Source organism: Robiginitalea aurantiaca (assembly GCF_030380815.1).
Taxonomy (GTDB): Bacteria; Bacteroidota; Bacteroidia; order Flavobacteriales; family Flavobacteriaceae; genus Robiginitalea; species Robiginitalea aurantiaca.
Genome location: NZ_JAUDUY010000008.1, coordinates 1 through 22,167 on the forward strand (window position 1 = coordinate 1; position 22,167 = coordinate 22,167).

The following is a 22,167-nucleotide window of genomic DNA, read 5'->3' on the forward strand; positions in this document are numbered from 1 at the left end:
GCATTATCCGTAAGATTGGTAATGGTCTCGGAAATCGTTACAGAAGCAACATTTAAATACAACGCGCCATCGGCTCCTGCTGAAAGGTCATTATTTAAATCGGTACTGATAAGACTCGTAGATTCAGTTCCACCTCCATCAGTTACCTCCAGAGCACCAGCGTTCATCGTTACACCAGTGTTATATTCATTACCAACGACCTGGTCGTTGTCGGCTGCGGCATCTGAAGCCAGTTCATCAACCGCCGCTTGCACATCTGTAGCTGCAAGGCCGCTGACGGTTTCATCATATGGAATAGCAGCCGCCACAATACTGCCTTCAACTAAAAAGGGGACGTCGTTTACAAAATCGCTTAGGGTGATATCCACGAAATCTAAGTTCCGGGCGGTAACCGCATTGTCCTGCAATTCGGCAGCTCCCACGGAGGCGTCTGCCAGTTTATCTGAATTGATGGAATTGTTCTGTATATCCTGACTTCCGATGCTAAAATCCACAATATTCTCACTGCGAATCTGACCCACCTCGAAATTGACTGACTCATCTAAAGGCGTAATGACCATTGTGGGGAAATCATTTACCACGGCCTCGGTAGTAAAAGACCTTCCCAGGGCCTCACAGAGGTTTATCCAGGCCGTACCATTGTGATAAAACAGGCATCCCTCATCCGTGTTATAGGCCAGGGCACCTTCAGAAGGGGAAATAGCCTGTAATTCCTCGCTGGTTACCCGCGTAATCACCAGAACCTGATCCCGGCTCTCCAATTCAAACAGGGAAGCCGGGTTAATGGATTGCGGATTATCCCCCAACTTTACCTGGGCGAATAGCCCATGGGATATACCTAAGATGCATAGCAGTACAAAATACCTCATTTTCATATGGCAGGGACAGTTTAAAAAATGCCGTTAGATCCCCGGCCTGGACGGGGGGACAGAATTTATGGATAAAATTAAGATTATACCGTTAAAACCTAAGGATTTAAGCTTCAAAGGTCACTTTTATGGTTAAACGGAATTTCCAGCTTATTCCGGGCAGAAGAAAAGGGCTTTTGCTGCACTTTTAAAGCAGTAATGAGCTTTGCAATGAACCTTGCGGATTTTGCTATTAACATAAGTTTAGGCGTGGTGGTTTTTTTTTTAGGGGAAGTTGCATTTTCTTTATAGCCAGTAAGAAGCGGGTTTATGAGGCAAATTTTTTCATTCTTTTTGTTTTTTGGGTTTCTTCTATCCGGAATGGCTCAGGAAAATGACCGCACCTTACTTCGCGGGACGGTTTTGTACCGTAATTCCGTTGTCCCAAATGAGAATGTTATCAATACCACTGCCCAGCAAGCGACTATTACCGATGAGGGAGGAAACTTTGCGATTCCCGTCAAAGCGGGGGATGAGATCGTTTTTATGGCATTGAATTACCAGTTGCAAATGGTCGTAATTACCGATGAGATTTTAAAAAAGAACCGGCTGGTGGTAGAGGTCACGGAAAAAGTTACAGAACTGGATGAAGTCGTTGTAAGCCCTGAGGATCAGGAGGAGTTTATCCGCCTCAGTAATGAGGAATTTAAAGGTTTTGCTTACGATACAGATGAGACTTCAGAGATTGTAAATATTGCGGAAGACCAGACCGTTCGGGGTATGCAGAATGGCCTGAATTTTGTTAACCTCTTTAAATTAATGGCCTCGGCAATAGAGGGAGATAAGCCTGAACAGGTGGTGGCCCTTAAGCCAAGCGAAGTCTTACGTCAGGTATACGACGATGCGTTTTTTGTTCAGGATTTACAGATCCCTCAGAATCAAATTGATGCCTTTTTAATTTACTGCGACCAGCAACTTCCTCCCAAAACCCTGCTTCGAAAGGAAAATGAGTTTCAATTAATAGACTTCCTGGTCACTCAGAGTGAAGCTTTCAGAAACCAACAAAAGAATTAGGATATTACCGCTGCTCTTCGCGCTAGTTATTCTTGGTGCCTTCCATACAAGGGCTCAGGAAGGTTCTGGCATGACAGGTAAATTGAAGGGCAGATTTATGGAAGCGGGTGTTGGAATCACAAACGTCCATCTTTTGAACCTTACCAAGGAGCGTGCGACGATCTCCAATGCGGAGGGGTATTTTGCCATGGACACACAGGTTGGGGATACACTCCTGATCTCTGCCATACGTTATAAGCGCAGGACATTTGTCGTCTCTGAAAACATGCTGGCATCCACTACCTTAATGATTGAACTGGAGCCCTTTGTCAATGAATTGGAGGAGGTCGTTTTACGTCCCTATAACCTGAGTGGGAACCTCAACAAGGATTTGGTAAATCTGGATGTGGACGAGCCGGTTTCGGCTGTATCGCTGAACCTTCCCAATGCCACCGCCAAAAAGCGTACTCAGGCTGAGCGGCAATTGATTGAAGCCACCACCGGCGGCGGTTTGGTACCCCTGAACCCCATATTAAACGCGATTTCGGGCCGTACTAAAATGCTTAAAAAAAGGCTGGCGCGCGACAAAGCGTATCTTTTAACCCAGGAGGTTCGGGCCCGATATCCGGACAGCTTATTTGTAAAAGATTTGCGTATTCCCCAAATACGCATCCCCGATTTTATGTATTTCTGTGAAGTGGATTCTGCCTTTGCCGAGCTGGCTGGCAGACGGGATGATCTCAAAATGTGGGACTTCCTCAAAGTCAAGGGGCTGGAATACCGCAAAACGAATCAATTGGACTAGAATCGTTTCAATTACCTATTTTTGACCCACCCTAAAATCACCCGACACGTTAAGAAACCAAATATCATGCGCAGAAGTCTTGTCATTTTCTTTTTTATGATGCTGGTTCTTCCACTGGGTTCATTTTCAGGAGCGCATAAGTTCTATGTCAGTGTGACCAATGTGGAATACTCGGAAGCGGAAGAGGCCTTACAGATCACAAGCCGGATTTTTATCGATGATCTGGAAGCTGCACTGGAGGCCCGCTACGACGTGCAGACTGCGCTGGCAACCCCGGAGGAATCCGATCAGGCTATTGCGCACATCGAACGCTATTTTAATGCGAAGTTTAATGTGTTTGTCAACGGATCGGTTCGGGACTTCACCCTGCTCGGGAAAAAATACGACAGAGATCAGGTCATATGCTTCCTGGAAGTAACCGGTGTGCCACGGGCAACTTTGGAGTCTGTTGGGGTGCAGAATGAAATCCTGATGGATGTTTTTGAAGAACAAAAGAACCTGGTACATCTTAAAATCCTGGGAATTAAAAAAAGCTACGTCCTGGTCCGAGAGAATAATAAAGGAATGTTAAACTTATAGCTTTATTGGATGCTATCCTCTAAAATCCAGTAATTTTCACCCAATCCTATAATCAATACTAATATCCTATGAAATTCAAGTATTTATTAACCGCATTCTTCTTTGCCTTCGCCGCCCTGACCTGGGCGCAGGAAGAAGCGGAAGAGGCCCGGAAACCAGGCCATACAAACCAGAGTAAGTTCCGTCAGTTGTATCAGGAATTTGCCACCCCCAACACTTACAGAAGTGCTTCGGGGACACCAGGCCCTGATTACTACCAACAACAGGCCGACTACAAGATGGACATCGTCCTGGACGACAAAAACGCCCGTCTGTATGGAGAAGAGAGCATAACCTATCACAATAATTCCCCTGACGATCTGGAATACCTCTGGGTACAACTCGATCAGAATGTGCGCTCCAAAGATTCAAAATCTCCTTTGAGAGATGGAGGGGGCGTACCCCTTGCATACCGGACAAGTTCCTTTGCCGGAGAATACCTCACCGAGCCTTTCGATGGAGGGTTTAATATCGAATTTGTCAAAGATGCCCAGGGCAGGACATTGGATTATACCATTAACCAGACCATGATGAGGGTCAATATTCCTCAGGCGCTGAAGAGTGGTGAGAAAATCTCATTTTCCATTAAATGGTGGTATAACATCCCCGACCATACGGTCAACCGTGCGCGTTCCGGGTATGAATATTTTCCAAAGGACGGTAACAGAGCCTACGTAATTGCCCAGTTTTTTCCCCGGATGGCGGTCTACAGTGATGTTGAGGGATGGCAAAATCACCAGTTCTGGGGAAGTGGGGAGTTTGCTTTGCCTTTTGGAAATTACGACGTAAATATCACGGTTCCTGCCGATCACGTCCTGGATGCCACGGGAGTACTGACAAATCGGAAGGAAGTCTTTTCCAAAACGATGATGTCCAGATACGAAAAGGCCAAAAAGTCTTACGATGAACCTGTAATGATTGTTACCCAGGAAGAAGTCGAGGCTGCCGAAAAAGGATTCTCGGAAAAGACCAAGACCTGGAAGTTCCGGGCAGAGAATGTTCGGGATTACGGTTTTGCCACTTCCCGGAAGTTTATCTGGGATATGATGGCTGTTAAGATCGGAGGAAAAGATGTTATGGCGGTTTCGCTTTATCCGAAAGAGGGAAATCCGCTTTGGGAAGATCTCTCTACCAAGGCAGTTGCCAGTACGCTTAAGAGTTACTCTGCACATACCTTCGATTACCCTTATCATAAGGCAATTTCCGTACACGCCAAAAATCAGGGAATGGAATATCCGATGATTTGCTGGAATTACGGACGTCCTAATGAAGATGGTTCTTATTCTGACCGTGTTAAGTTTGGTATGATCTCCGTGATTATTCACGAGGTTGGCCATAACTTTTTCCCCATGATTGTCAACTCTGATGAGCGGCAGTGGGGATGGATGGATGAAGGGTTGGATACCTTTATGCAGTATATAGCCGAGCAGGAGTTCGGTGAAACTTACGGCGATGTGATCGCTCCAAATGAAAAGTACCCTTCACGACGAGGAGATCCCGCGAAAATAGTGCCTTATATGTCCGGAGACCAGGATTATATTTCCCCGATTATGTCGAATCCTGAAAATGTCTACAACCTGGGTCCAAATGCATATGGAAAGCCGGCAACAGCACTGAATATACTTCGTGAAACCGTTATGGGACGCGAATTGTTTGACCATGCCTTCAAGACCTATGCGGAGCGCTGGAAATTCAAACACCCAACACCAGAGGATTTCTTCCGAACCATGGAGGATGCCTCCGCGGTGGATCTGGACTGGTTCTGGAGATCCTGGTTCTACACTACGGATTATGTCGATATCGGAGTAAAGGGTGTTAAGAAGTATTACGTGAGTGATACCCCCACTGCTGAGATGAAAGAATACATGGAGACCAATGGAATTACGGAAGCGGATCTGCCGCCACTGGTCTACCTGGCCGAGGAGGATAGTGAAGATTTTGATCCTTCTATGAAAGGTAAATCTCCCTCAGAGACCTCCCAGCCACTTAAGGAATTCATGATGGATAACATGAGTGTTGAGGAGCGGGCCCAGGTTAAAGAGCCCAAATTCTTTTACGAGGTAACATTTGACAAGCCGGGTGGGATTCCTATGCCCCTGATTGTGGAATACGCCTATGCTGACGGAACCAAAGAAACCGTGACGTATCCGCCTGAGATATGGAGGAAGAACGATGCTGAGGTCAGCCGTGTTATTTCTTCCCAGTCTGAATTGGTAGGGATTGTAGTGGACCCGAAAATGGAGACTGCGGATATAGATACTCAGAACAATAGCTGGCCTAAGGAGGATACGCCTTCCGAATTTCAGCAGTTCAAAGAGAATATCAAGGGGGAATAATCACCTCTTAATTTAAAAAAGTCCCGGTAGAGATATCGGGACTTTTTATTTTGGTATAGAATCTTGAGTATATTTGTGCTATGGCATTGCATGTTTTATTTATCAGCGGGGCAGAAATCTTTTTCATCATGTTTATTGTGGTGATGGTCTTCGGTGCAGATAAGATTCCGGGCATTGCCAAGGGACTCGGCAAAGGAATGCGGCAGTTAAAGGATGCTACAGAGGATATTAAACGGGAGATTCACAACAGTGCGGAGAAGCAGGGTATTGACACCTCGATTACCGATGAGTTACAAAAGGATTTCCAGGATGTCAAAAAGAAGCTGGATGATGTCGGAGGGACGATCCGACGTAAGTAAGCTGTAAATACTACTTCCCTTCCTGTTTCAGGAGGCCGGACTACAACCTAAGACGGTTTTTTTCTTGTTTATTTTACCATGCAAAGTGTCAGTCCGTCCCTTATTGGGAGGACAACGGTTCTTACACGGGGATCTTCGCTAAGTTTTTTATTGAAGTCGATGAGGGTTTGTGTCGTGCTATCTTTCTGAGCCACGGGCTCCACTACCTTGCCTGACCAGAGGACGTTGTCCAGGAGAATAATCCCACCTTTACGGACTTTTGGCAGGACCATCTCAAAGTATTCCGGATACTCGGCTTTATCAGCGTCAATAAAGACGAGATCAAAGATTTTGTCAATACCCGGTATGACATCCAGGGCCTTCCCGGTAAGGCGCGTAATCTGATTTCCATAAGGACTCCGATCAAAATACCTTTTTTGTATCCCGGACAATTCGTCGTTTTTGTCTATAGTGATCAATTGACCCTTCGGGGAAAGTCCCTCCGCCAGACACAGGGCGGAATATCCTGTATAGGTGCCTATTTCTAAAATGTAGTTCGGATGTACCAAAGAGGCGATCAAACTCAATACCCTCCCCTGGAAATGTCCTGTGATCATTCTGGGCATCAGGACTTTCAAATGAGTCTCCCGCGTTAATTCTTTGAGCAGGTCGGGTTCCTTTTCGCTATGAGTCGTGATGTAGGCCTCCAGGTCGGCAGAGAGAAAATGCATGTGCTTTTTTTGCGAAAATAAGTAAAAACAGGAGGTTGAAGGTATTGTCTGATGTGTGCGAGGACCATGTTTGATTCGGGGGAAAGCCCCCGCCCCCGTAAGTAAGGTAAATTGGAAAGGTGCAATATCCCAGCATCAACTTAGATATGGGCCATATGCCAACTCCTTATAGGGCTCCCCAACGCTGTACGTACAAATGCTATGGTTTTCCTTCCCGGGGTTGCGAAGGTGTTTAAATGATTCCTATCTTTCCTTTTACAGAAACACCATAGTCCATGAAAGTTTCCATTCGAAAAGCAACTTTGGATGATATCCCGATACTCAAAGTATTCGAGCAGGGACTCATAAGTGATGAACGGCCGTTTGACGCGACAATTCGGCCAGATCCGGTCCACTATTATGACTTAAAAGCCCTTATTACGGATTCCAAAACCTGTTTTCTAATCGCTTTTGAGGGGGATGAAATCCTTGCCTCCGGATATGCGACCCGTAAAATTCCGCGTCCTTATTTAGACCACAAAGCCTTTGCCTATTTTGGATTTATGTACACCCGTCCCGAATATCGGGGCCTGGGAATTAATGGTATGATTGTCAAGGCCTTAAAAGAATGGTCGGTTGACCGGGGGCTCCACGAAATGCGACTGACGGTCTATCCAGGAAATCAACCCGCAATTCGCGCCTATGAGAAAGTTGGTTTCACTTCACATCTGGTGGAGATGCGATTCCGTGAAGGTGAAACAGATTCAGGCAAATAACAGGAGCTTCGAATTGAATTGTTCGTCGTATTTTTGATCAAAACCCATTCGATGGATTTTAAAAATTCGCAGGAGTTTGCGCTCAAACTCGACAAAGCTGACCCTTTGCGCACCTACCGGGATGCCTTTCACTTTCCGCAAGTCAACGGATCAGATGTTATTTATTTTACGGGGAATTCCCTGGGCCTGCAGCCAAAGAGCGCAAGCGGATTTGTAGAAGAAATCATGAAAGACTGGCGCGAATTAGCGGTGGAGGGACATTTCTATGCGGAAAAACCCTGGTGGGATTACCACGAGCGCCTGAATGCGAAATTAGCGCGAGTGGTCGGAGCTCAGGAACGGGAGGTAACGGTAATGAATACCCTAACGGTGAATTTGCACCTTTTGATGGTTTCGTTCTACAGGCCGAAAGGGAAGCGCTATAAAATCCTCTGTGAGGAGAAAGCCTTTCCATCCGATCAGTATATGCTTCAAAGCCAGGTGCGTTTTCACGGCTATGCACCGGATGATGCCATCATTGAAGTTGCCAAACGTCCCGGGGAGCATTTCTGGCGCACCGAAGATATTTTGCAGGTCATAGAGGAACACAAAGATGAACTCGCCCTTATTTTAATGGGAGGGGTGAATTATTACAACGGCCAGGTACTGGACATGGCTGAGATAACAAAAGCGGGCAGGGCAACAGGCGCCTTTGTCGGTTGGGATTTAGCGCATGCCGCCGGAAATGTAAAACTTCAATTGCATGACTGGGATGTGGATTTTGCCGCCTGGTGCAGTTACAAGTACATGAATAGCGGCCCCGGGAACTTGTCAGGGGTATTTATCAATGAACGGTATTTAAACGACCCTGAAATCCCCCGTTTTGAAGGTTGGTGGGGAACAAAGAAAGAAACGCGGTTTTTGATGCAGCCCCGATTCGATCCCATAGATACGGCAGATGCATGGCAACTTAGCAATGCACCGGTTATCGCCCTGGCCCCCTATCTGGCTTCCCTGGAGCTTTTTGAAGAGGTAGGGATGGATGCCCTGATCGCGAAAAGGGATCGCATCGTTTCGTACCTGGAATTTATCCTGGCTGAAATTGACAAAGAGGTGGAGAGTACTTTTGAAATCATCACCCCTGCTGATGCAAGGGCGTGTCAGCTCTCTGTTTTTTTACACGGGGAAGGTAAATCCCTCTTTGAATATCTGATGGCCAACGGCGTGATCACCGATTGGCGGGAACCGAATGTGATTCGACTTGCCCCGGCGCCATTCTACTGCTCCTTTACCGATATGTACCGCTTCGGGCAGATATTGAAAATGGGTATTCTGGACAAAACTGGGAATTAGCATCTTGGGCTTAAAACATCTTCCTCTAACAGGCCAGGTTTTTCAATGAAATCACTTCGACTTATACTTTCTAATCCGCGTTATTTTGGCCCGGCCTGGGTGTTTGCCAGCCTAAATATTTGGTTTGGGACCTGGGCAATCTATATTCCGGCAGTCAAAGACCGGCTGGGTATCGACAAGGCAGAACTCGGTTTTGCTATTTTCTTCTTATCCCTCGGGATCTTTACAATTTTTCCCGTGGCAGCCCGAATCGTGAATCGACTGGGGGTTGGGAGGGCCACATGGTATGGCGTGATTCTATGCAGTATTTTTGCAATCTTCCCACTGATCGCTCCGAACTACTATACTCTCATGGCTGCCCTTTTCTTTTTTGGGGCCACCAACGGGCTGACGGATATCGCCATGAATACACTGGTTACCGAAATAGAGAAAGAGGATGGTGCGAAATTCATGTCGGCGGCTCATGGTTTTTTCAGCCTTGGAGGCGTCCTGGCAGGCCTGGGTAGTTTTTTGATCGGACCCTTGGGTAACCCTGCATTACATATGCTCGGGGTTATTGTAGTTGTTTTCCTGATCAACCTGCGTTTCAGGTCCTTTTATTTTTCGGTTACGGCCGCACCTGTGGAAAAAGAAGGATTCAGTCTTAAATTATTTCGCCCGTTATTTCTGCTGGGCATCGTCTCCTTTATTGTCATGGGAGGGGAAGGAGCTATAGTCGATTGGAGCGGCCTGTACCTGAAAGAAATCAGTAAAGCCCCGGAGTTTCTGATTGGGGCGGGGTTTTTGGCATTCTCAGTTACGATGACCCTTGGGCGTTTTCTGGGGGACGGGATAAGCGCCCGTATTGGATCCGTGAAGATCGTCGCTCTGGGAAGCCTGATAGCCGTGCTGGGCTACGTGTGTGTATTGCAGGCCGGAACCTACATCACGCTGCTTGGATTTGCCCTGATAGGTTTGGGGTTTTCTGTAATCATCCCGGAACTGTTCCGTATCGGGGGGAATATTAAAGGCGTGGAATCCTCACAGGGAGTCGCCTTTATAGCGGGAACGGGTTATTCAGGATTCCTGATGGCGCCTCCCGTACTGGGTTATCTGGGCGAACAGTTTTCCCTGAAAACAACTTTTACAATCTTGTTGGCAGGAGCTATACTTGTACTGTGCTCAACCTTGATCCTTAGAAGACGCCAAAAATAGGCCGGGCTAATTCACCCGGATTCCCGTGAAATAAAGCTTAAAATTCCCTTCAGCATTCTGGTGATGCGTAGAAAGAAGTAGCCCGTTTACATCCTCGTATTTCTCCCATGTAGTCACCACACTTGGTTCCGGCTGATTCCCCTTGCGAAATACCCATTCCTTTAGGACAGAATCCTTACTGAAGAAAAAGTCATAAGCATCTCCGGGGGTATATCCTCCCTCACTCCCGTACACAATGGTCAGTTTGGATGCGGTCTCCCCGGATATGGGTGCCTGGGAGTTTTCCTCAAATTCGTGGGTAAATGAAGCCTGATCCCATACCCATTGATATGGGGCCAGCAGCCAGTATTTATCGTTGATAAAGGATGCATCTGTCCGCATGGTTAACGAATCGACCTGGTCCCGGGTGTAGGTGAGGGTATCCGTGCCGGTAATGCTTGTAACCGAATTTTTAAGGGGTTCCCAGATCCAGGTCCGCTCAAAATGGCTGGCATCACGATCCACGTTAAAGGTGAATTGAAGTCGCTGTACCTTATCCCAGTTTTCAAAACCGTGCTTGTCAGCCAGTTTTTCAAGAAGGGTTTTGGGCGGGGCCTCCTGCGTCATGGCTATTTCAGGGGTTTTTGCCGTTTCACGACAACCAACCAGGACAATCAGGACGGGAACGAGAAGAGAAGTTCGAAATTTCATGTGCAACTTTTTTTTGCAAAGATAACGACTTTTGGCCGACTGCACCGTCCTGAAGGATTCCGTAGAATCAGGATCAAACTATCCTCAAATTTGTGTATTTTTGACCCTTAATAAAACAGATTTATGAGTGCAAAAAAAGGTAAGGTACAGGAAACGATAGATTCAGCCCTGCTTGAGGAACGGAAGGTTTTTCTTTGGGGAATGGTCGATGATGATTCCGCAAAACACGTGATCGACCGCCTGCTTTTTCTGGACCTGCAGAACAATGACGAAATACAGTTGTTGATCAACAGCCCGGGGGGATACGTAACCTCTGGTTTCGCTATCTATGATACCATTACCTCTCTGAAGAGCCCGGTATCTACAATTTGCACTGGACTTGCGGCATCGATGGGTTCTATTCTGCTCTCTGTCGGAAAGAAGGGGCGTCGGTTTATTCAACCCCATGCCCGTGTAATGATCCATCAGCCCAGTGGAGGCGCCCGCGGCCAGGCTTCCAATATTGAAATTCAGGCGAGGGAAATCCTAAAAACCCGTGAGATCGGAGCGCAAATCCTGGCGGATAACTGCGGCCAGAGCTTTGATAAAATAATGAAGGACTTTAACCGGGATTACTGGATGGATGCCGAGGAATCCGTGAAATATGGAATTGTCGATGGCGTAATTTAAACGTCAGGACAATTTTCCTTTTCGAATCGAACCTTCCCATACCCATGGGAGGGTTTTTTATTTGAAAACTTCCCGCCGGGAAACAATAGGGCACAAGCGGATTTTAATAGGAATCCGGTGATGAGATTATGTCAGCCGCGCGTTCCCGAAGTGCTTTGAGTTCGGAAGCATCCTTTTTCTCAAGAAGGCGGTACATCATTCCCATTCTGGGATTTGTTTGAAGATGTTCTTTTTTTGCGTCGAGAAAATTCCAGTAGAGCGCATTAAAAGGGCAGGCTTTGTCTCCGGTTTTCTGGTCCGCCTTATAGAAGCAGGAGCTGCAATAATTGCTCATCTTGCGTATGTAGTTGGCAGAACTCACATAGGGCTTTGTACCCACTATCCCTCCATCGGCAAACTGGCTCATCCCTCTGGTGTTGGGAAGTTGAACCCATTCCACGGCATCGGCGTAAATCCCGAGGTACCACTGATCAACTTCATCGGGATCTATCTGGGCCAGAAGGGCAAAATTCCCGGTAATCATAAGTCTTTGGATGTGATGTGCATAGGCATCTTCCAGGCTTTGGCCGATGGCGTGTTTCAGGCAATTCATTTTCGTTTTACCGGTCCAATAGAAATTGGGCAGGGGGTTTTTGTTTGACAGGGCATTGGTTTGGGCATATCCCGGCATTTCTTTCCAATAGATTCCCCTCATGTACTCCCGCCATCCGAGAATCTGGCGGATAAATCCTTCTGCCTGGGATATGTGGATTTCATCGCTGTGTTGGTGATAATAGGCTTCCACGGTTTCTACGACTTCTCTGGGAGAAATCAATTTGCAGTTCATCGCAAAAGAGAGACGACTGTGGAAAAGAAATCGTTCCTCTGTATGCATGGCGTCCTGGTAATCCCCGAAATGGGGCAAAAGGGTTTCACAGAAAGTATTGAGGAGGGCTCGGGCATCCTCTGGGGTAGTGGTCCATTGAAATGACCCTGCATCCAACGCCCCAATGGTATTGATACCCGACTCCTGAATCTCTTTCAGGATGGTTCCGATGTCCTGATCAGATATGTCAATTGAGGGAATCGGGGGGGTGCCATTCCATTTCTTCCGGTTCTGCGCATCGTAGTTCCAGGAACCTCCCGTCGGCGCTCCATTGTCAAAAAGCACCCCGTGTTTTTTTCGCATCATCCGGTAGAAGGATTCCATGACAAGTTGTTTCTTGCCCTCAAAATGCCGCGCCAGTTCCTCCCGGGTTGAATAGAAATGCTCTGAATCGGAAACCCCAGTTGGCATGTCGAGTTCCTGGCAAAGGTTTTTTAATTGTTCATCCAGGCGGTATTCATCCGGTAGCTGATACTCAAATCGGGTACAACCCTCCTTTTCAACTGCGTCTTTGACAAGGGTGGGAAGGGTCTGGGGGTTGTCCGGGTCTGTAAGGCGGTAATACAAGAGCTTGTGACCTTCTGCTTTGCGTCGATTGGCGAAGTGCCGCATTGCTGCAAAAAAGGCAACCACTTTTTGAATGTGGTGGGGGGCATAATCCGTTTCCTGTCGCATTTCGGCCATAAGGTAAACCACGTCCTCCCGCACCGTCTTAAACCAGCTATGGTCCGGGTTTAATTGATCTCCCAAAATTAGACGAAGGGTTTTCATAGGTGAAATGGGGTTTTAAAACAATGAGGGTTGAAGCCAGAGTCTGCGATACTGTCCCCGGGGATCGTATCTTCTGGCCTGCAACTCCGGATTAAATACCCGGTCTCTCGGATCGTTTCCAACCCCGCTGTTGTACATCCAGTTTCCCCAGTTGCTATGGACGTCATAATCCAGAAGTGCACTTTCAAAATTAGCAGCCCCCACACGCCAGTCCTGCTTGAGATGATGTGTCCAGTAACTGGCCACATTCTGCCTCCCGCGGTTGCTCATCCATCCGGTCAGGGCGAGTTCAAGCATGTTTGCATTGACAAATTCGTCTGCTGTTTTTCCCGAAATCCATTTGTTGAGCACGGCAGGGTCGTATGAGGGGTTATTTTCAGCATTCCGGATGCCGCCCCTGTAGAAAATCTGATTTCCATGCTTTAAGGATATGTATTTGAAATAGTCCCTCCAGATCAGTTCGAAAATCATCCAGTATGTATCCTGGTTTTTTACGACCTCACTTTCGTACTGGCGGACCTGGTGGTAGATCATCCGGGCTGAAAGCGCGCCATTGGCCAGCCAGGGGGAAAACTTTGAGCTGTAATCTGTGCCCAGCAGCCCGTTGCGCGTCTTTTTATAATACCGCAGTCGATCTTTTTCCCAGAAATAGGAATTCAAACGATCGGAACCTGCACTGCATCCTCCTTTAAAGGGAAAGGCCGTCCTTGGATCAGGGGTGTTTTCTTCAAGGCCCAGCTGGTAAAGCTCGGGAAGCTCTCCTTCAGACGCTATATACGTGTGTTCATCTCGTTTTGGAGGAATGGGAAGCCCGGGCCTTACATCGGAATTTTTCTCACAGGCCTTCCTGAAAGCGGTAAAAACCTCCGGGATTTCCGAAAAATCCTCAAAAGGGATATCCCCGGGGTGGAATAAAAATTGATCGTAATGGGCGTATATCTTAAAATCGACTGGGACCGCATTGTGGAGCGCCTCCTCAACTTGCTTTTCGTCACGGGTCCATTCTTTCTGGCAATGGATTTCACAAACCTGAAAACGCTCTACCAGTGCGGGAATTCGAAGCTCTGGCCGGTCGCAGTAGACAAAGAGCGGGATGTTGAGCTTTTCGAGTTGCTGCCTGAGGTCCGATACGGATTCAAGAAGGAATCGGGCCCTGAAACTCCCGGTCCGGGGAAAGCCAAACTGGTCTTTTTCAAAATAGCGGGGATCAAAACAGTATACTCCGATAACGCGCTCTGAACGGCACGCCTCGGCAAGGGATGTGTGATCTTCAACCCTCAGGTCATTGCGAAACCAAAGTAGCGCTGTCTTCATTACTTCTCAGGATTAGAAACAGATGGAACATCTGCGATTACACCCGGCCTGTTTTTCGAAGTACGACATTTTTTACTGCAATAGCGCACCTCTTCCCAATGGCGTTCCCACTTTTTTCGCCAGGTGAAGGGCCTGTTACAAACCGGACAAATTTTTTGGGGTAAAAATGTTTTAGAATGCATAATGTTTAACAAAAATACAAAAAAGATAAACATATATAGGCGCATTATCTGGATCCCTTCTGGAAAGAAACCCAGCGAAAACTCCCATTTTTACTACCTTTATGTTCATATAAATTCAGGAATGGGGCAGACCTCAAAGAATATTGCAATAGTTGGTTCAGGCCTGGTGGGCACTCTTTTGGCAATTTACCTGCGGCAGGCGGGTCACCGGGTAACTGTTTTCGACCGGAGACCTGACATCAGGACAATAGAATTTTCAGGACGCTCTATCAACCTGGCCATGAGTGATCGCGGCTGGCAGGCCCTTGACGGGGCGGGGATTGGAAAGGAGATTCGAAAAATGGGAATTCCGATGCACCAGCGCGCCATGCACGTTAACGGAAAACCGGTTTACTATCAGAAATACGGAAAGGAAGGGGAGGCGATCTGGTCCATATCACGGGGCATCCTGAATCGAAAGATGATTGATCTGGCCGAAGCTGAAGGGGCAGTCTTTCGTTTTAATGAAAAAGTTTGGGACGTAGACCTTCCAACGGCTGCGCTATATACAGGTGAAACCGAGAAAGGGGAATGGGAAGCCTATTCTTTTGACCATATTTTTGGCTGTGACGGGGCATTTTCAAGGATTCGCCATAAAATGCAACGCCGAAGTCGTTTTAATTATTCACAGGATTTTATCGATGTCGGGTATAAGGAATTGACGATACCTCCAAACCCGGATGGCTCTCATAAACTGGATAAAAACGCGTTTCACATCTGGCCGCGCGGGAGTTTTATGTTTATCGCCATGCCGAACCTGGACGGCAGTTTTACCTGTACGCTTTTTCTGCCCTTCGAAGGCCCCGTATCCTTTGAGCAGTTGCAAACCAAGGAGGATATACGAGCCTTCTTCACCGAATATTTTCCCAATGTTACTCCGGTAATCGATAACCTGAGCGAGGATTTCCTTAAAAACCCAACCAGTGCGCTGGTTACCATCAAGTGCTATCCGTGGACATATTGGGATAAAGTGGCCCTGGTAGGAGATGCAGCCCACGCCGTGGTTCCCTTTTTCGGACAGGGTATGAATGCCGGTTTCGAAGATATTTCAAGGCTTATGGCGTTAATGAAACAGTTTGGTGATGATTGGGAGCGAATTTTTCAGGTTTATCAGGAAGACCGCAAACCAAATGCAGATGCCATTGCTGAGCTGAGCTATCGCAATTTTATAGAGATGAGTACACGGACGGCCGATCCGGATTTTCTGCTCCAAAAGAAAATCGAGCGAAATTTTGCACAGCAATATCCCGAAAAATGGATCCCTGCCTATTCGAGGGTTACTTTTTCAGAGCAGCCTTATTCAGAAGCCCTTGCGATCGGGGATCGGCAGGAGGCTATTATGAAAAAGATCATGGAGATGCCTGAGATAGAATCCCGTTGGGACAGCCCGGAAGTCAGCCAGCGGATACTTGAACTTCTCGGGGATTCCTAAACAAAAAAATCCCGGACAATGCCGGGATTATAAGTGAGGTAAACAGTGCTTATTTAACCTTGTCGAAGATCTGCTCCATTTTCTTTTGTTCTTCTTCTGCCAGGGCAGGATCGACCAAAATGCGACCACTGTGCTCATCTGAGATGATTTTTTTTCTGGATGCAATTTCTACCTGAACCTGTGGGGGTATGGTGAAAAATGATCCTCCGGAAGCTCCGCGTTCAACGGGAACAACAGCCAGTCCGTTTTTCACGCGATGGCGAATACGCTTGTAGGCATTCAGCAGCCTGTCTTCAATGATTTTCTCGAACTCCTCCGACTTTTTCATCAGCGCCTTTTCTTCCTTTTCAGTTTCGGCAAGGATGGCATCGAGTTCCCCTTTTTTGTGTTTCAGGTGTGTTTCACGTTCGGTAAGGTTTTCCTTGGTACCCGAAACGATTTCTTTCTTCTGATCGATCTGGGCTTTGAATTCCTTGATGTGTTTCTCAGCCAGCTGTATTTCTAATTCCTGGAATTCCACTTCTTTGGCAAGGGAATTAAATTCACGGCTGTTACGCACATTTTTCTGTTGTTCGCTGTACTTTTTGATCAATGCCTTGGCATCTTCTATCAAATTCTTCTTAGCCGAAATTTCATAGTTGATCGTTTCAAGGTCGGTTTTGAGCTTGTCGATCCGGGTTTTCAGCCCCTGAACTTCATCTTCGAGGTCCTGAACTTCCAATGGTAATTCCCCACGGACATTGCGAATTTCATCAACACGGGAATCAATAAGTTGGAGATCGTATAAGGCCCGCAGTTTGTCTTCTACCGTTACTTCAGTCTTTGTCGCCATAAATTAGAAATAGTTGATCGGATTGGTTTTTGTCTCCGATAAAGAGATTGCAAAATTAGGAATTTTTTCGCTAAGATATTCAGCAAGGAGGTTTTTTGTAAACTGCTCAGTTTCATAGTGTCCGATATCGGCAATGACCATTTTTCCCTCGGCTTTGAAGAACTCGTGGTATTTGACGTCTGCGGTTATGAAAATGTCAGCTCCAGATACCCTGGCTGCATCGATGGCAAAAGCACCACTGCCCCCGAGGACCGCTACTTTTCTGATGGGGGTTTCGCTGAGTGCCGAATGGCGGATACAACCACTGTTAAAACGCTTTTTAACTTCTTTCAGGAAAGCCGTAGGCGCCATGGGCTCAGGGAGCAACCCGGTCATCCCCATTCCGATTCCGGTATACGCATTATCCAAAGTCGTGACCTCATAAGCCACTTCTTCATAGGGATGGTTTTCAAAAAGGGCCTGCAGAACTGTTTTCTCCAGATGGGCCTTAAAAGTGATATGGATCTGGGTTTCGGTTTCCCGGTGGCGTTTTCCATGGGTCCCCAGGTTGGGTTTGGCGTCTGCTTCAGGGACAAATCCCCCCGTACCTTCAGCTGTAAAACTGCATTGGCTGTAGTTCCCCAGCTGACCCGCCCCGGCCTCAAATAGTTTTTCAAGCAGGGCATCCCTTGAGGGAACCGGCACATAGGTGAGCAGTTTTTTTATCTTTCCCCTGGAAGGGAGCAGCACCTGAGGTTTTTCGAGGCCAAGGACCTCGCACATTTTACCGCTGACGCCGTCAGGAACATTGTCTAAAGCGGTATGCATGCTGTAAAGCGCAATGTTATGCTGGATGGCCTTTGTCACCACGCGTTCCACATAGGTGCTCCCGGTGATCTTCTTAAGTCCGCGAAAGAGGATGGGGTGAAAACTGACGATAAGGTTGCACTTGCGTTCGATCGCCTCATCCACGACTTCCTCAAGGGTGTCAAGGGTTACCAGGATACCGGAAACCTGCATGTTGGGATTCCCAACCAACAATCCTACGTTGTCAAAATCCTCAGCGAGCTGAAGCGGAGCTTTCTGCTCGAGAATATCTGTAATGGCTTTAACAGTCATGCAATTGAGTTTTGGGTGCTCTCAAATATAAATAACTATTTTCGCTCTTATGAAGTGGTTGCGAAATCTGGGTCTGCCTTTTTCCCTCCTGTATGGCTGGATCGTATGGTTCAGGAACAAATGTTATGACTGGGGATGGTTTGCTTCCAGGGAATATGAGGTGCCCATCCTCTGCATTGGCAATTTAAGCACAGGCGGTAGTGGGAAAACCCCTATGGCCGAATGGATTCTGGCCCGAATGCTGCCGAAAAAGCGGGTGGCCGTACTCAGCAGGGGATATAAAAGGGAGACTGAAGGTTTTCTTGTTGTCACCCCGGAGCGAACCGCCGCTGAAGTTGGAGATGAGCCTTTGCAAATGGGGCGGAAGTTTCCGGATGCAGTGATAGCCGTGGACGCCAACAGGCAAAGGGGTATTGAGAAACTGGTTGACATGGTGGATCCAGAGCTGATCATACTTGATGACGGGTTTCAGCATCGCAAGGTAACCCCGGCCCGGGCTGTGCTACTGACTGCCTACGATGAACTCTATACCGAAGAAGCCTATTTGCCTGCCGGAAACCTTCGGGATCACCGGTCTCAGGCAAAGCGGGCAGATTTGATTGTGGTCACCAAATGTCCGAGTCCGATCTCTGAAGTTGATCGGGACCGCATTCGGAGAAAATTGGCGCCGAAAATGGGACAACGGCTCGCCTTTGCCTCACTTTGTTATCAAAAGGTAATCGATAGGGGAGGGAAACCCCTTCCTGATGAAACCCTGCGGAACCAGAAGTTTACCCTGGTGACGGGGATTGCACGCCCCGAACCGCTGATTGCATATCTCAAGCAGTCCGGAGTCCGTTTTGAACACCTGAGGTATCCGGACCATCACAGGTTTACCGCCTCAGAGTTAAAGATGCTCAAAGGCCGGCTTCCCATACTCACTACTGAAAAGGATGGGGTTCGGCTCGAAGGTGCCATCGATGAATTTTATGTGATTCCCGTACACCATTGTTTTTCACCGGGTGATGCAAAAATAATGGAGGAATTCCTGTCTGAATTCTAAGAAATTGTACCCTTCATCTTGGCCTGCGCAATGTTTTCCCCGATTTTTTCGTAGAAGAGCTCGGGTTTGAAGGGTTTGGTCACGACATCGTTACAGCCGGCGGCGTAGAATTCTTCCAGGCTGTCGTCAAGAGATATAGCCGTAAGGGCGATAATCGGAATCTCGGCATTGAATTTCCTGATTTCTTTGGTCGCCTCCACCCCGCTGATACCCGGCATGTGGATATCCATCAGGATGCCGTCATAGGTATTGGCTTTAGCCAATTCTATGGCCTGGGTGCCGTCACTGGCAATGTCACAGCTGATTTCTTTTTTCGACAGCATTTTACGTGTAATGACCTGATTGATCTTGTTGTCCTCTACTACGAGTAAATGGAGTTCGTCAAAGCGGTAATCGGCCGGAGTTATTTCGAACGGAAGTTCTTCGACCAGCTGATCTTTGCACTTCATTTTGAGTTCGAAATAAAATGTACTCCCCTTGCCGTGTTCACTTTCCAGATGGATTTCACTATCAAAAAGGCCGAGTAAACTCTTAACAATGGTAAGGCCTAGACCTGTACCCCCGTATTCCCTGTTGATCTGGATGGAGCCCTGTTCAAAACTGTCAAAGATATCCGCCTGTCGCTCCTTTTCAATTCCGATTCCGGTATCCCGGATTTCGAAATATACATGTGCGTATTCCCCTTCGCGTCTCAGTAACCTGGCAATAACCACTACTTCCCCGTCTTTTGTAAACTTGATGGCATTCCCAACGAGATTCATAAAAATCTGGGATAGTTTTACAGGGTCACTCAGGAGGTGGGAAGGGATTTGGGAGTCGTAATCCAGGATAAGCTGGTCGTTTTGCTCCTTGGCGGATTGCTGCAGGCCGTTGAGCACTTCATTGAGCACTTTATGAAGGTTACATTCGACTTCCAGTGGTGCCAGTTTTTCCGCATCGATTTTGTTGATCTGCAGGATGTCATTGATAAAGTTGAGCAGGTAATCCCCGGAGAATTTGAGGGATTTCAGATGATCCATCTGATTCTTTCTGGGTTTTTCCTCGAGTAAAAGGTGGGTCAGACCCGTCACCGCGTAAAGCGGGGTTCGAAGTTCATGGCTCACCGTGGAAAGAAAATTCGTTTTTGCTTCCATCGCCTGTACTGCTGCATCCCTGGCGAGTTGCAATTCCCTGTTTTTTGTCTGGAGCAGGTCATTGGTCCTGAGTTTGATCTGGTTGTTTCGATACAGGGATACCGCGAGCAGCGATATTATGGTCAGGAAGGCCGAGGTTAATATTGCCGTAATCTCAGAGCGGTTGGCCGATTCGCTCAGTTCGGCAATTTCAGCTTCCTGCCGGTCTACCTGCTCGAGCAGGTTTTTATTCAGGAGCTCATTTAAACGCCTGCTTTTAACCGAATCGCTTTCCGCCGAGTATAGCGAATCCCGCAGTTCGAGAAGACTCAGGACAGGAGGTATCGCTTTGTCGTATTCCCCCGTTTTTTGGTACAGATCGACCAGCATGCGGTTACATCGTTCGAAAATCTTTGCAAAATCATTATCCCGGGCCAGATTTAAGGCGCTTTCTGCATTGCTGATCGCATTCCGGACTTCCCCCTGCGCGCTGTAAATTTCGGCAAGAGCCCTAAAAGCCCGCGCTTTCAGATAGTCCCTTTCAAAAGGATCTGAATTCTCACGAAGTGCATTGTAGCGGGTAATCGAGCGATCCGTGCTATTGGGAATTAAGGAATAGAATTCTCCTTCCATAAGCGTGATCCGATTCAGCAGGTTCCTGTCGTTACTCTCTTTTTTCGCCTCATTAAGGCGTTCCAGCCCAAGGTGGTGGTTCCCTTCCTTAGAGGCTATCCTTGCCCCGATATACAGGCTGGCCGCATTGCCGTAGAAATATTCCACAGTTTCGAGTTGCTCGTTCATGCGATCCAGGTGGAACTGAGCTGCGGGTAACCGGTCGAGATCCAGGTATATTTCCGCGTACATAAAATAACACTGAATGGCTTCCTGGGTGTTTTCAGCGACTTCAGCATGTTTTGTAGCCCGGTCGAGGGATTCGAGTGCCTCTACCATCCTGTCCTGGTTCCGGAAAGACCTTACTTCTGCCATCATGGTGGTAAACTCAGGGTCGATCAGGCTGTCATCCTGAGCCAATAGGGGGGCTGTGGGCATTAAAAGAAGTACGGCCCAAAGCATAAAAAAGCAGTATGGAATACGCGTTTTCACAAGTAATCCTTTTCGGTCATCCATTTTACGGTATCGATAATGCGGCTGCTGTATCCAGCCTCATTGTCGTACCAGCCAATAACCTTTACCATTGTCCCAATGACAGAGGTCATCTGGGAATCAAACGTGCAGGAGTAACAACTATTGTTAATATCGATAGAAACGATGGGATCTTCGGTGTACTGCAGCACATTCTTTAGTTCCTTCTGGGAAAATGCCTTAAAAGTAGCATTAATTTCCTGAATACTAGTAGGGTTAACTACATTGGCCGTGATGTCTGTGAGCGATCCGTTGGGGACGGGAACACGGATGCCACATCCGCCTATAGCCGAGGACAAATGGGGAAAAATCCGGGTTAACGCCTTGGCAGCACCTGTGGTTGTCGGAACGATGGATTGGCCTGCTGCCCGTGCCCTCCGAAGATCCCGGTGTGGTCTGTCGTGCAGGCTCTGATCGGAAGTATAGGAATGAATTGTAGTAATATACGCCTGTTCTATGCCACAGAGCTCATCCAGGATTTTAATCATCGGGGCGGCGTTGTGGGTTGTACAGGAGGCATTGCTGAAAATGCGATCCTCCGGCCTTAGCGTTTCGTGGTTGATCCCGTAGACAATCATGGGGATCGATGCTTCAGGGGGTGGAGCCGAAAGCATAACCTTTGGAGCCCCCGCCTGCAGATGGGATTGGAGCATTTCCCGTGTTTTGAACAATCCCGTGGCTTCAATCACCAGATCGACCTCAGATTCCGTCCACGGAATTTCTGAGGGTTGTGCATAATGCGTAATTCGGGTCTTCCCTTTAGGGGTACTCAGGATGTTGTTTTCAAATTGGACCTCATGGGGGAATACGCCGTGAATGCTGTCGTATTTGAGTAGATGCGCCAGGGTCTTTGTATCGGCTATGTCGTTTACGCTACCTACGTGAATCCCAGGTTCATTTTGGAGCAGCCGAAACAGCGTCCGGCCAATTCTTCCAAAACCATTAATCCCAAGGGTTATTTTTTTCAT

21 protein-coding genes are annotated in these 22,167 nt (G+C 47.5%); 11 read left to right on the top strand and 10 right to left on the bottom strand.

All coding sequences use genetic code 11. The features are described from left to right. On the bottom strand, window positions 1–875 hold an 875-nt coding region (locus QU605_RS12630; RefSeq protein WP_289725688.1), incomplete at its 3' end, for a phage tail-like protein. 303 nt (window positions 876–1,178) lie between these two features. On the opposite strand from QU605_RS12630, the gene QU605_RS12635 reads away from it, so the two are divergent. From QU605_RS12635 to QU605_RS12655, 5 genes are all read left to right on the top strand, one after another. Next, on the top strand, window positions 1,179–1,922 hold the full coding sequence (locus QU605_RS12635; RefSeq protein ID WP_289725689.1) for a BamP family beta-assembly machinery protein: 744 nt from the start codon (window positions 1,179–1,181) through the stop codon (window positions 1,920–1,922). A gap of 70 nt (window positions 1,923–1,992) precedes the next feature. Continuing rightward, window positions 1,993–2,706 carry a BamP family beta-assembly machinery protein gene (locus QU605_RS12640; protein ID WP_289725690.1) on the top strand — a complete coding sequence of 238 codons (714 nt, stop codon included), beginning with the start codon at window positions 1,993–1,995 and terminating at the stop codon, window positions 2,704–2,706. A 66-nt stretch (window positions 2,707–2,772) separates the two neighbouring features. Continuing rightward, on the top strand, window positions 2,773–3,285 hold the full coding sequence (locus QU605_RS12645; RefSeq protein ID WP_289725691.1) for a DUF6702 family protein: 513 nt from the start codon (window positions 2,773–2,775) through the stop codon (window positions 3,283–3,285). 68 nt (window positions 3,286–3,353) lie between these two features. Further along, complete coding sequence (locus tag QU605_RS12650) at window positions 3,354–5,660, top strand: M1 family metallopeptidase (protein WP_289725692.1); 2,307 nt, start codon at window positions 3,354–3,356, stop codon at window positions 5,658–5,660. 80 nt (window positions 5,661–5,740) lie between these two features. After that, window positions 5,741–6,019: a Sec-independent protein translocase subunit TatA/TatB gene (locus tag QU605_RS12655; RefSeq protein WP_289725693.1), complete on the top strand. Its 279-nt coding sequence runs from the start codon at window positions 5,741–5,743 to the stop codon at window positions 6,017–6,019. Between the two features lie 68 nt (window positions 6,020–6,087). Here the strand turns inward: QU605_RS12655 and QU605_RS12660 are convergent, their stop codons facing one another. After that, window positions 6,088–6,729, bottom strand: a complete 642-nt coding sequence (locus QU605_RS12660) for an O-methyltransferase (RefSeq protein ID WP_289725694.1) — start codon at window positions 6,727–6,729, stop codon at window positions 6,088–6,090. Window positions 6,730–7,004: 275 nt separating this feature from the next. On the opposite strand from QU605_RS12660, the gene QU605_RS12665 reads away from it, so the two are divergent. The 3 genes from QU605_RS12665 to QU605_RS12675 are packed head-to-tail and all read left to right on the top strand — an operon-like array spanning window position 7,005 to window position 10,010. After that, window positions 7,005–7,484: a GNAT family N-acetyltransferase gene (locus tag QU605_RS12665; RefSeq protein WP_289725695.1), complete on the top strand. Its 480-nt coding sequence runs from the start codon at window positions 7,005–7,007 to the stop codon at window positions 7,482–7,484. A 51-nt stretch (window positions 7,485–7,535) separates the two neighbouring features. Further along, window positions 7,536–8,816 (top strand): kynureninase, encoded by a 1,281-nt coding sequence (gene kynU, locus QU605_RS12670; protein ID WP_289725696.1) that lies wholly within the window; start codon window positions 7,536–7,538, stop codon window positions 8,814–8,816. 45 nt (window positions 8,817–8,861) lie between these two features. Further along, window positions 8,862–10,010: an MFS transporter gene (locus QU605_RS12675; RefSeq protein WP_289725697.1), complete on the top strand. Its 1,149-nt coding sequence runs from the start codon at window positions 8,862–8,864 to the stop codon at window positions 10,008–10,010. A gap of 6 nt (window positions 10,011–10,016) precedes the next feature. On the opposite strand, the gene QU605_RS12680 is transcribed toward QU605_RS12675, so the two are convergent. After that, window positions 10,017–10,700, bottom strand: a complete 684-nt coding sequence (locus tag QU605_RS12680; protein ID WP_289725698.1) for a hypothetical protein — start codon at window positions 10,698–10,700, stop codon at window positions 10,017–10,019. Between the two features lie 123 nt (window positions 10,701–10,823). Here QU605_RS12680 and QU605_RS12685 point away from each other — a divergent pair, with 123 nt between their 5' ends. Then, window positions 10,824–11,369, top strand: a complete 546-nt coding sequence (locus tag QU605_RS12685) for a ClpP family protease (RefSeq protein ID WP_289725699.1) — start codon at window positions 10,824–10,826, stop codon at window positions 11,367–11,369. Window positions 11,370–11,472: 103 nt separating this feature from the next. Here QU605_RS12685 and QU605_RS12690 read toward each other — a convergent pair whose 3' ends face one another. The 3 genes from QU605_RS12690 to QU605_RS15470 are packed head-to-tail and all read right to left on the bottom strand — an operon-like array spanning window position 11,473 to window position 14,546. Beyond that, the gene (locus tag QU605_RS12690; RefSeq protein WP_289725700.1) at window positions 11,473–13,005 is read right to left on the bottom strand and encodes a cryptochrome/photolyase family protein; all 1,533 of its coding nucleotides are present in this window, start codon (window positions 13,003–13,005) and stop codon (window positions 11,473–11,475) included. 15 nt (window positions 13,006–13,020) lie between these two features. Further along, entirely contained in the window at window positions 13,021–14,319 is a 1,299-nt protein-coding gene (locus QU605_RS12695; RefSeq protein ID WP_289725701.1) for a DASH family cryptochrome, read from the bottom strand. Next, window positions 14,319–14,546 carry a DUF2256 domain-containing protein gene (locus tag QU605_RS15470; RefSeq protein WP_434967931.1) on the bottom strand — a complete coding sequence of 76 codons (228 nt, stop codon included), beginning with the start codon at window positions 14,544–14,546 and terminating at the stop codon, window positions 14,319–14,321. The genes QU605_RS12695 and QU605_RS15470 overlap by 1 nt, the downstream gene beginning before the upstream one ends. 76 nt (window positions 14,547–14,622) lie before the next feature. Here QU605_RS15470 and QU605_RS12705 point away from each other — a divergent pair, with 76 nt between their 5' ends. Next, complete coding sequence (locus tag QU605_RS12705; protein WP_289725702.1) at window positions 14,623–15,972, top strand: FAD-dependent oxidoreductase; 1,350 nt, start codon at window positions 14,623–14,625, stop codon at window positions 15,970–15,972. 49 nt (window positions 15,973–16,021) lie between these two features. Here QU605_RS12705 and QU605_RS12710 read toward each other — a convergent pair whose 3' ends face one another. Both QU605_RS12710 and QU605_RS12715 read right to left on the bottom strand, forming a co-directional pair. Then, on the bottom strand, window positions 16,022–16,804 hold the full coding sequence (locus QU605_RS12710; protein WP_289725703.1) for a zinc ribbon domain-containing protein: 783 nt from the start codon (window positions 16,802–16,804) through the stop codon (window positions 16,022–16,024). Between the two features lie 3 nt (window positions 16,805–16,807). Next, entirely contained in the window at window positions 16,808–17,902 is a 1,095-nt protein-coding gene (locus tag QU605_RS12715; RefSeq protein WP_289725704.1) for a Nif3-like dinuclear metal center hexameric protein, read from the bottom strand. Window positions 17,903–17,951: 49 nt separating this feature from the next. Between QU605_RS12715 and lpxK the strand changes: the two genes are divergently transcribed. Then, window positions 17,952–18,944, top strand: a complete 993-nt coding sequence (lpxK, locus tag QU605_RS12720) for a tetraacyldisaccharide 4'-kinase (protein WP_289725705.1) — start codon at window positions 17,952–17,954, stop codon at window positions 18,942–18,944. Here lpxK and QU605_RS12725 read toward each other — a convergent pair. Beyond that, a complete protein-coding gene (locus QU605_RS12725; protein WP_289725706.1) occupies window positions 18,941–21,184 on the bottom strand; it encodes a tetratricopeptide repeat-containing hybrid sensor histidine kinase/response regulator in 2,244 nt (747 codons plus the stop codon). The genes lpxK and QU605_RS12725 overlap by 4 nt on opposite strands. Further along, on the bottom strand, window positions 21,157–22,167 hold the full coding sequence (gap, locus tag QU605_RS12730) for a type I glyceraldehyde-3-phosphate dehydrogenase (RefSeq protein WP_289725707.1): 1,011 nt from the start codon (window positions 22,165–22,167) through the stop codon (window positions 21,157–21,159). The genes QU605_RS12725 and gap overlap by 28 nt, the downstream gene beginning before the upstream one ends.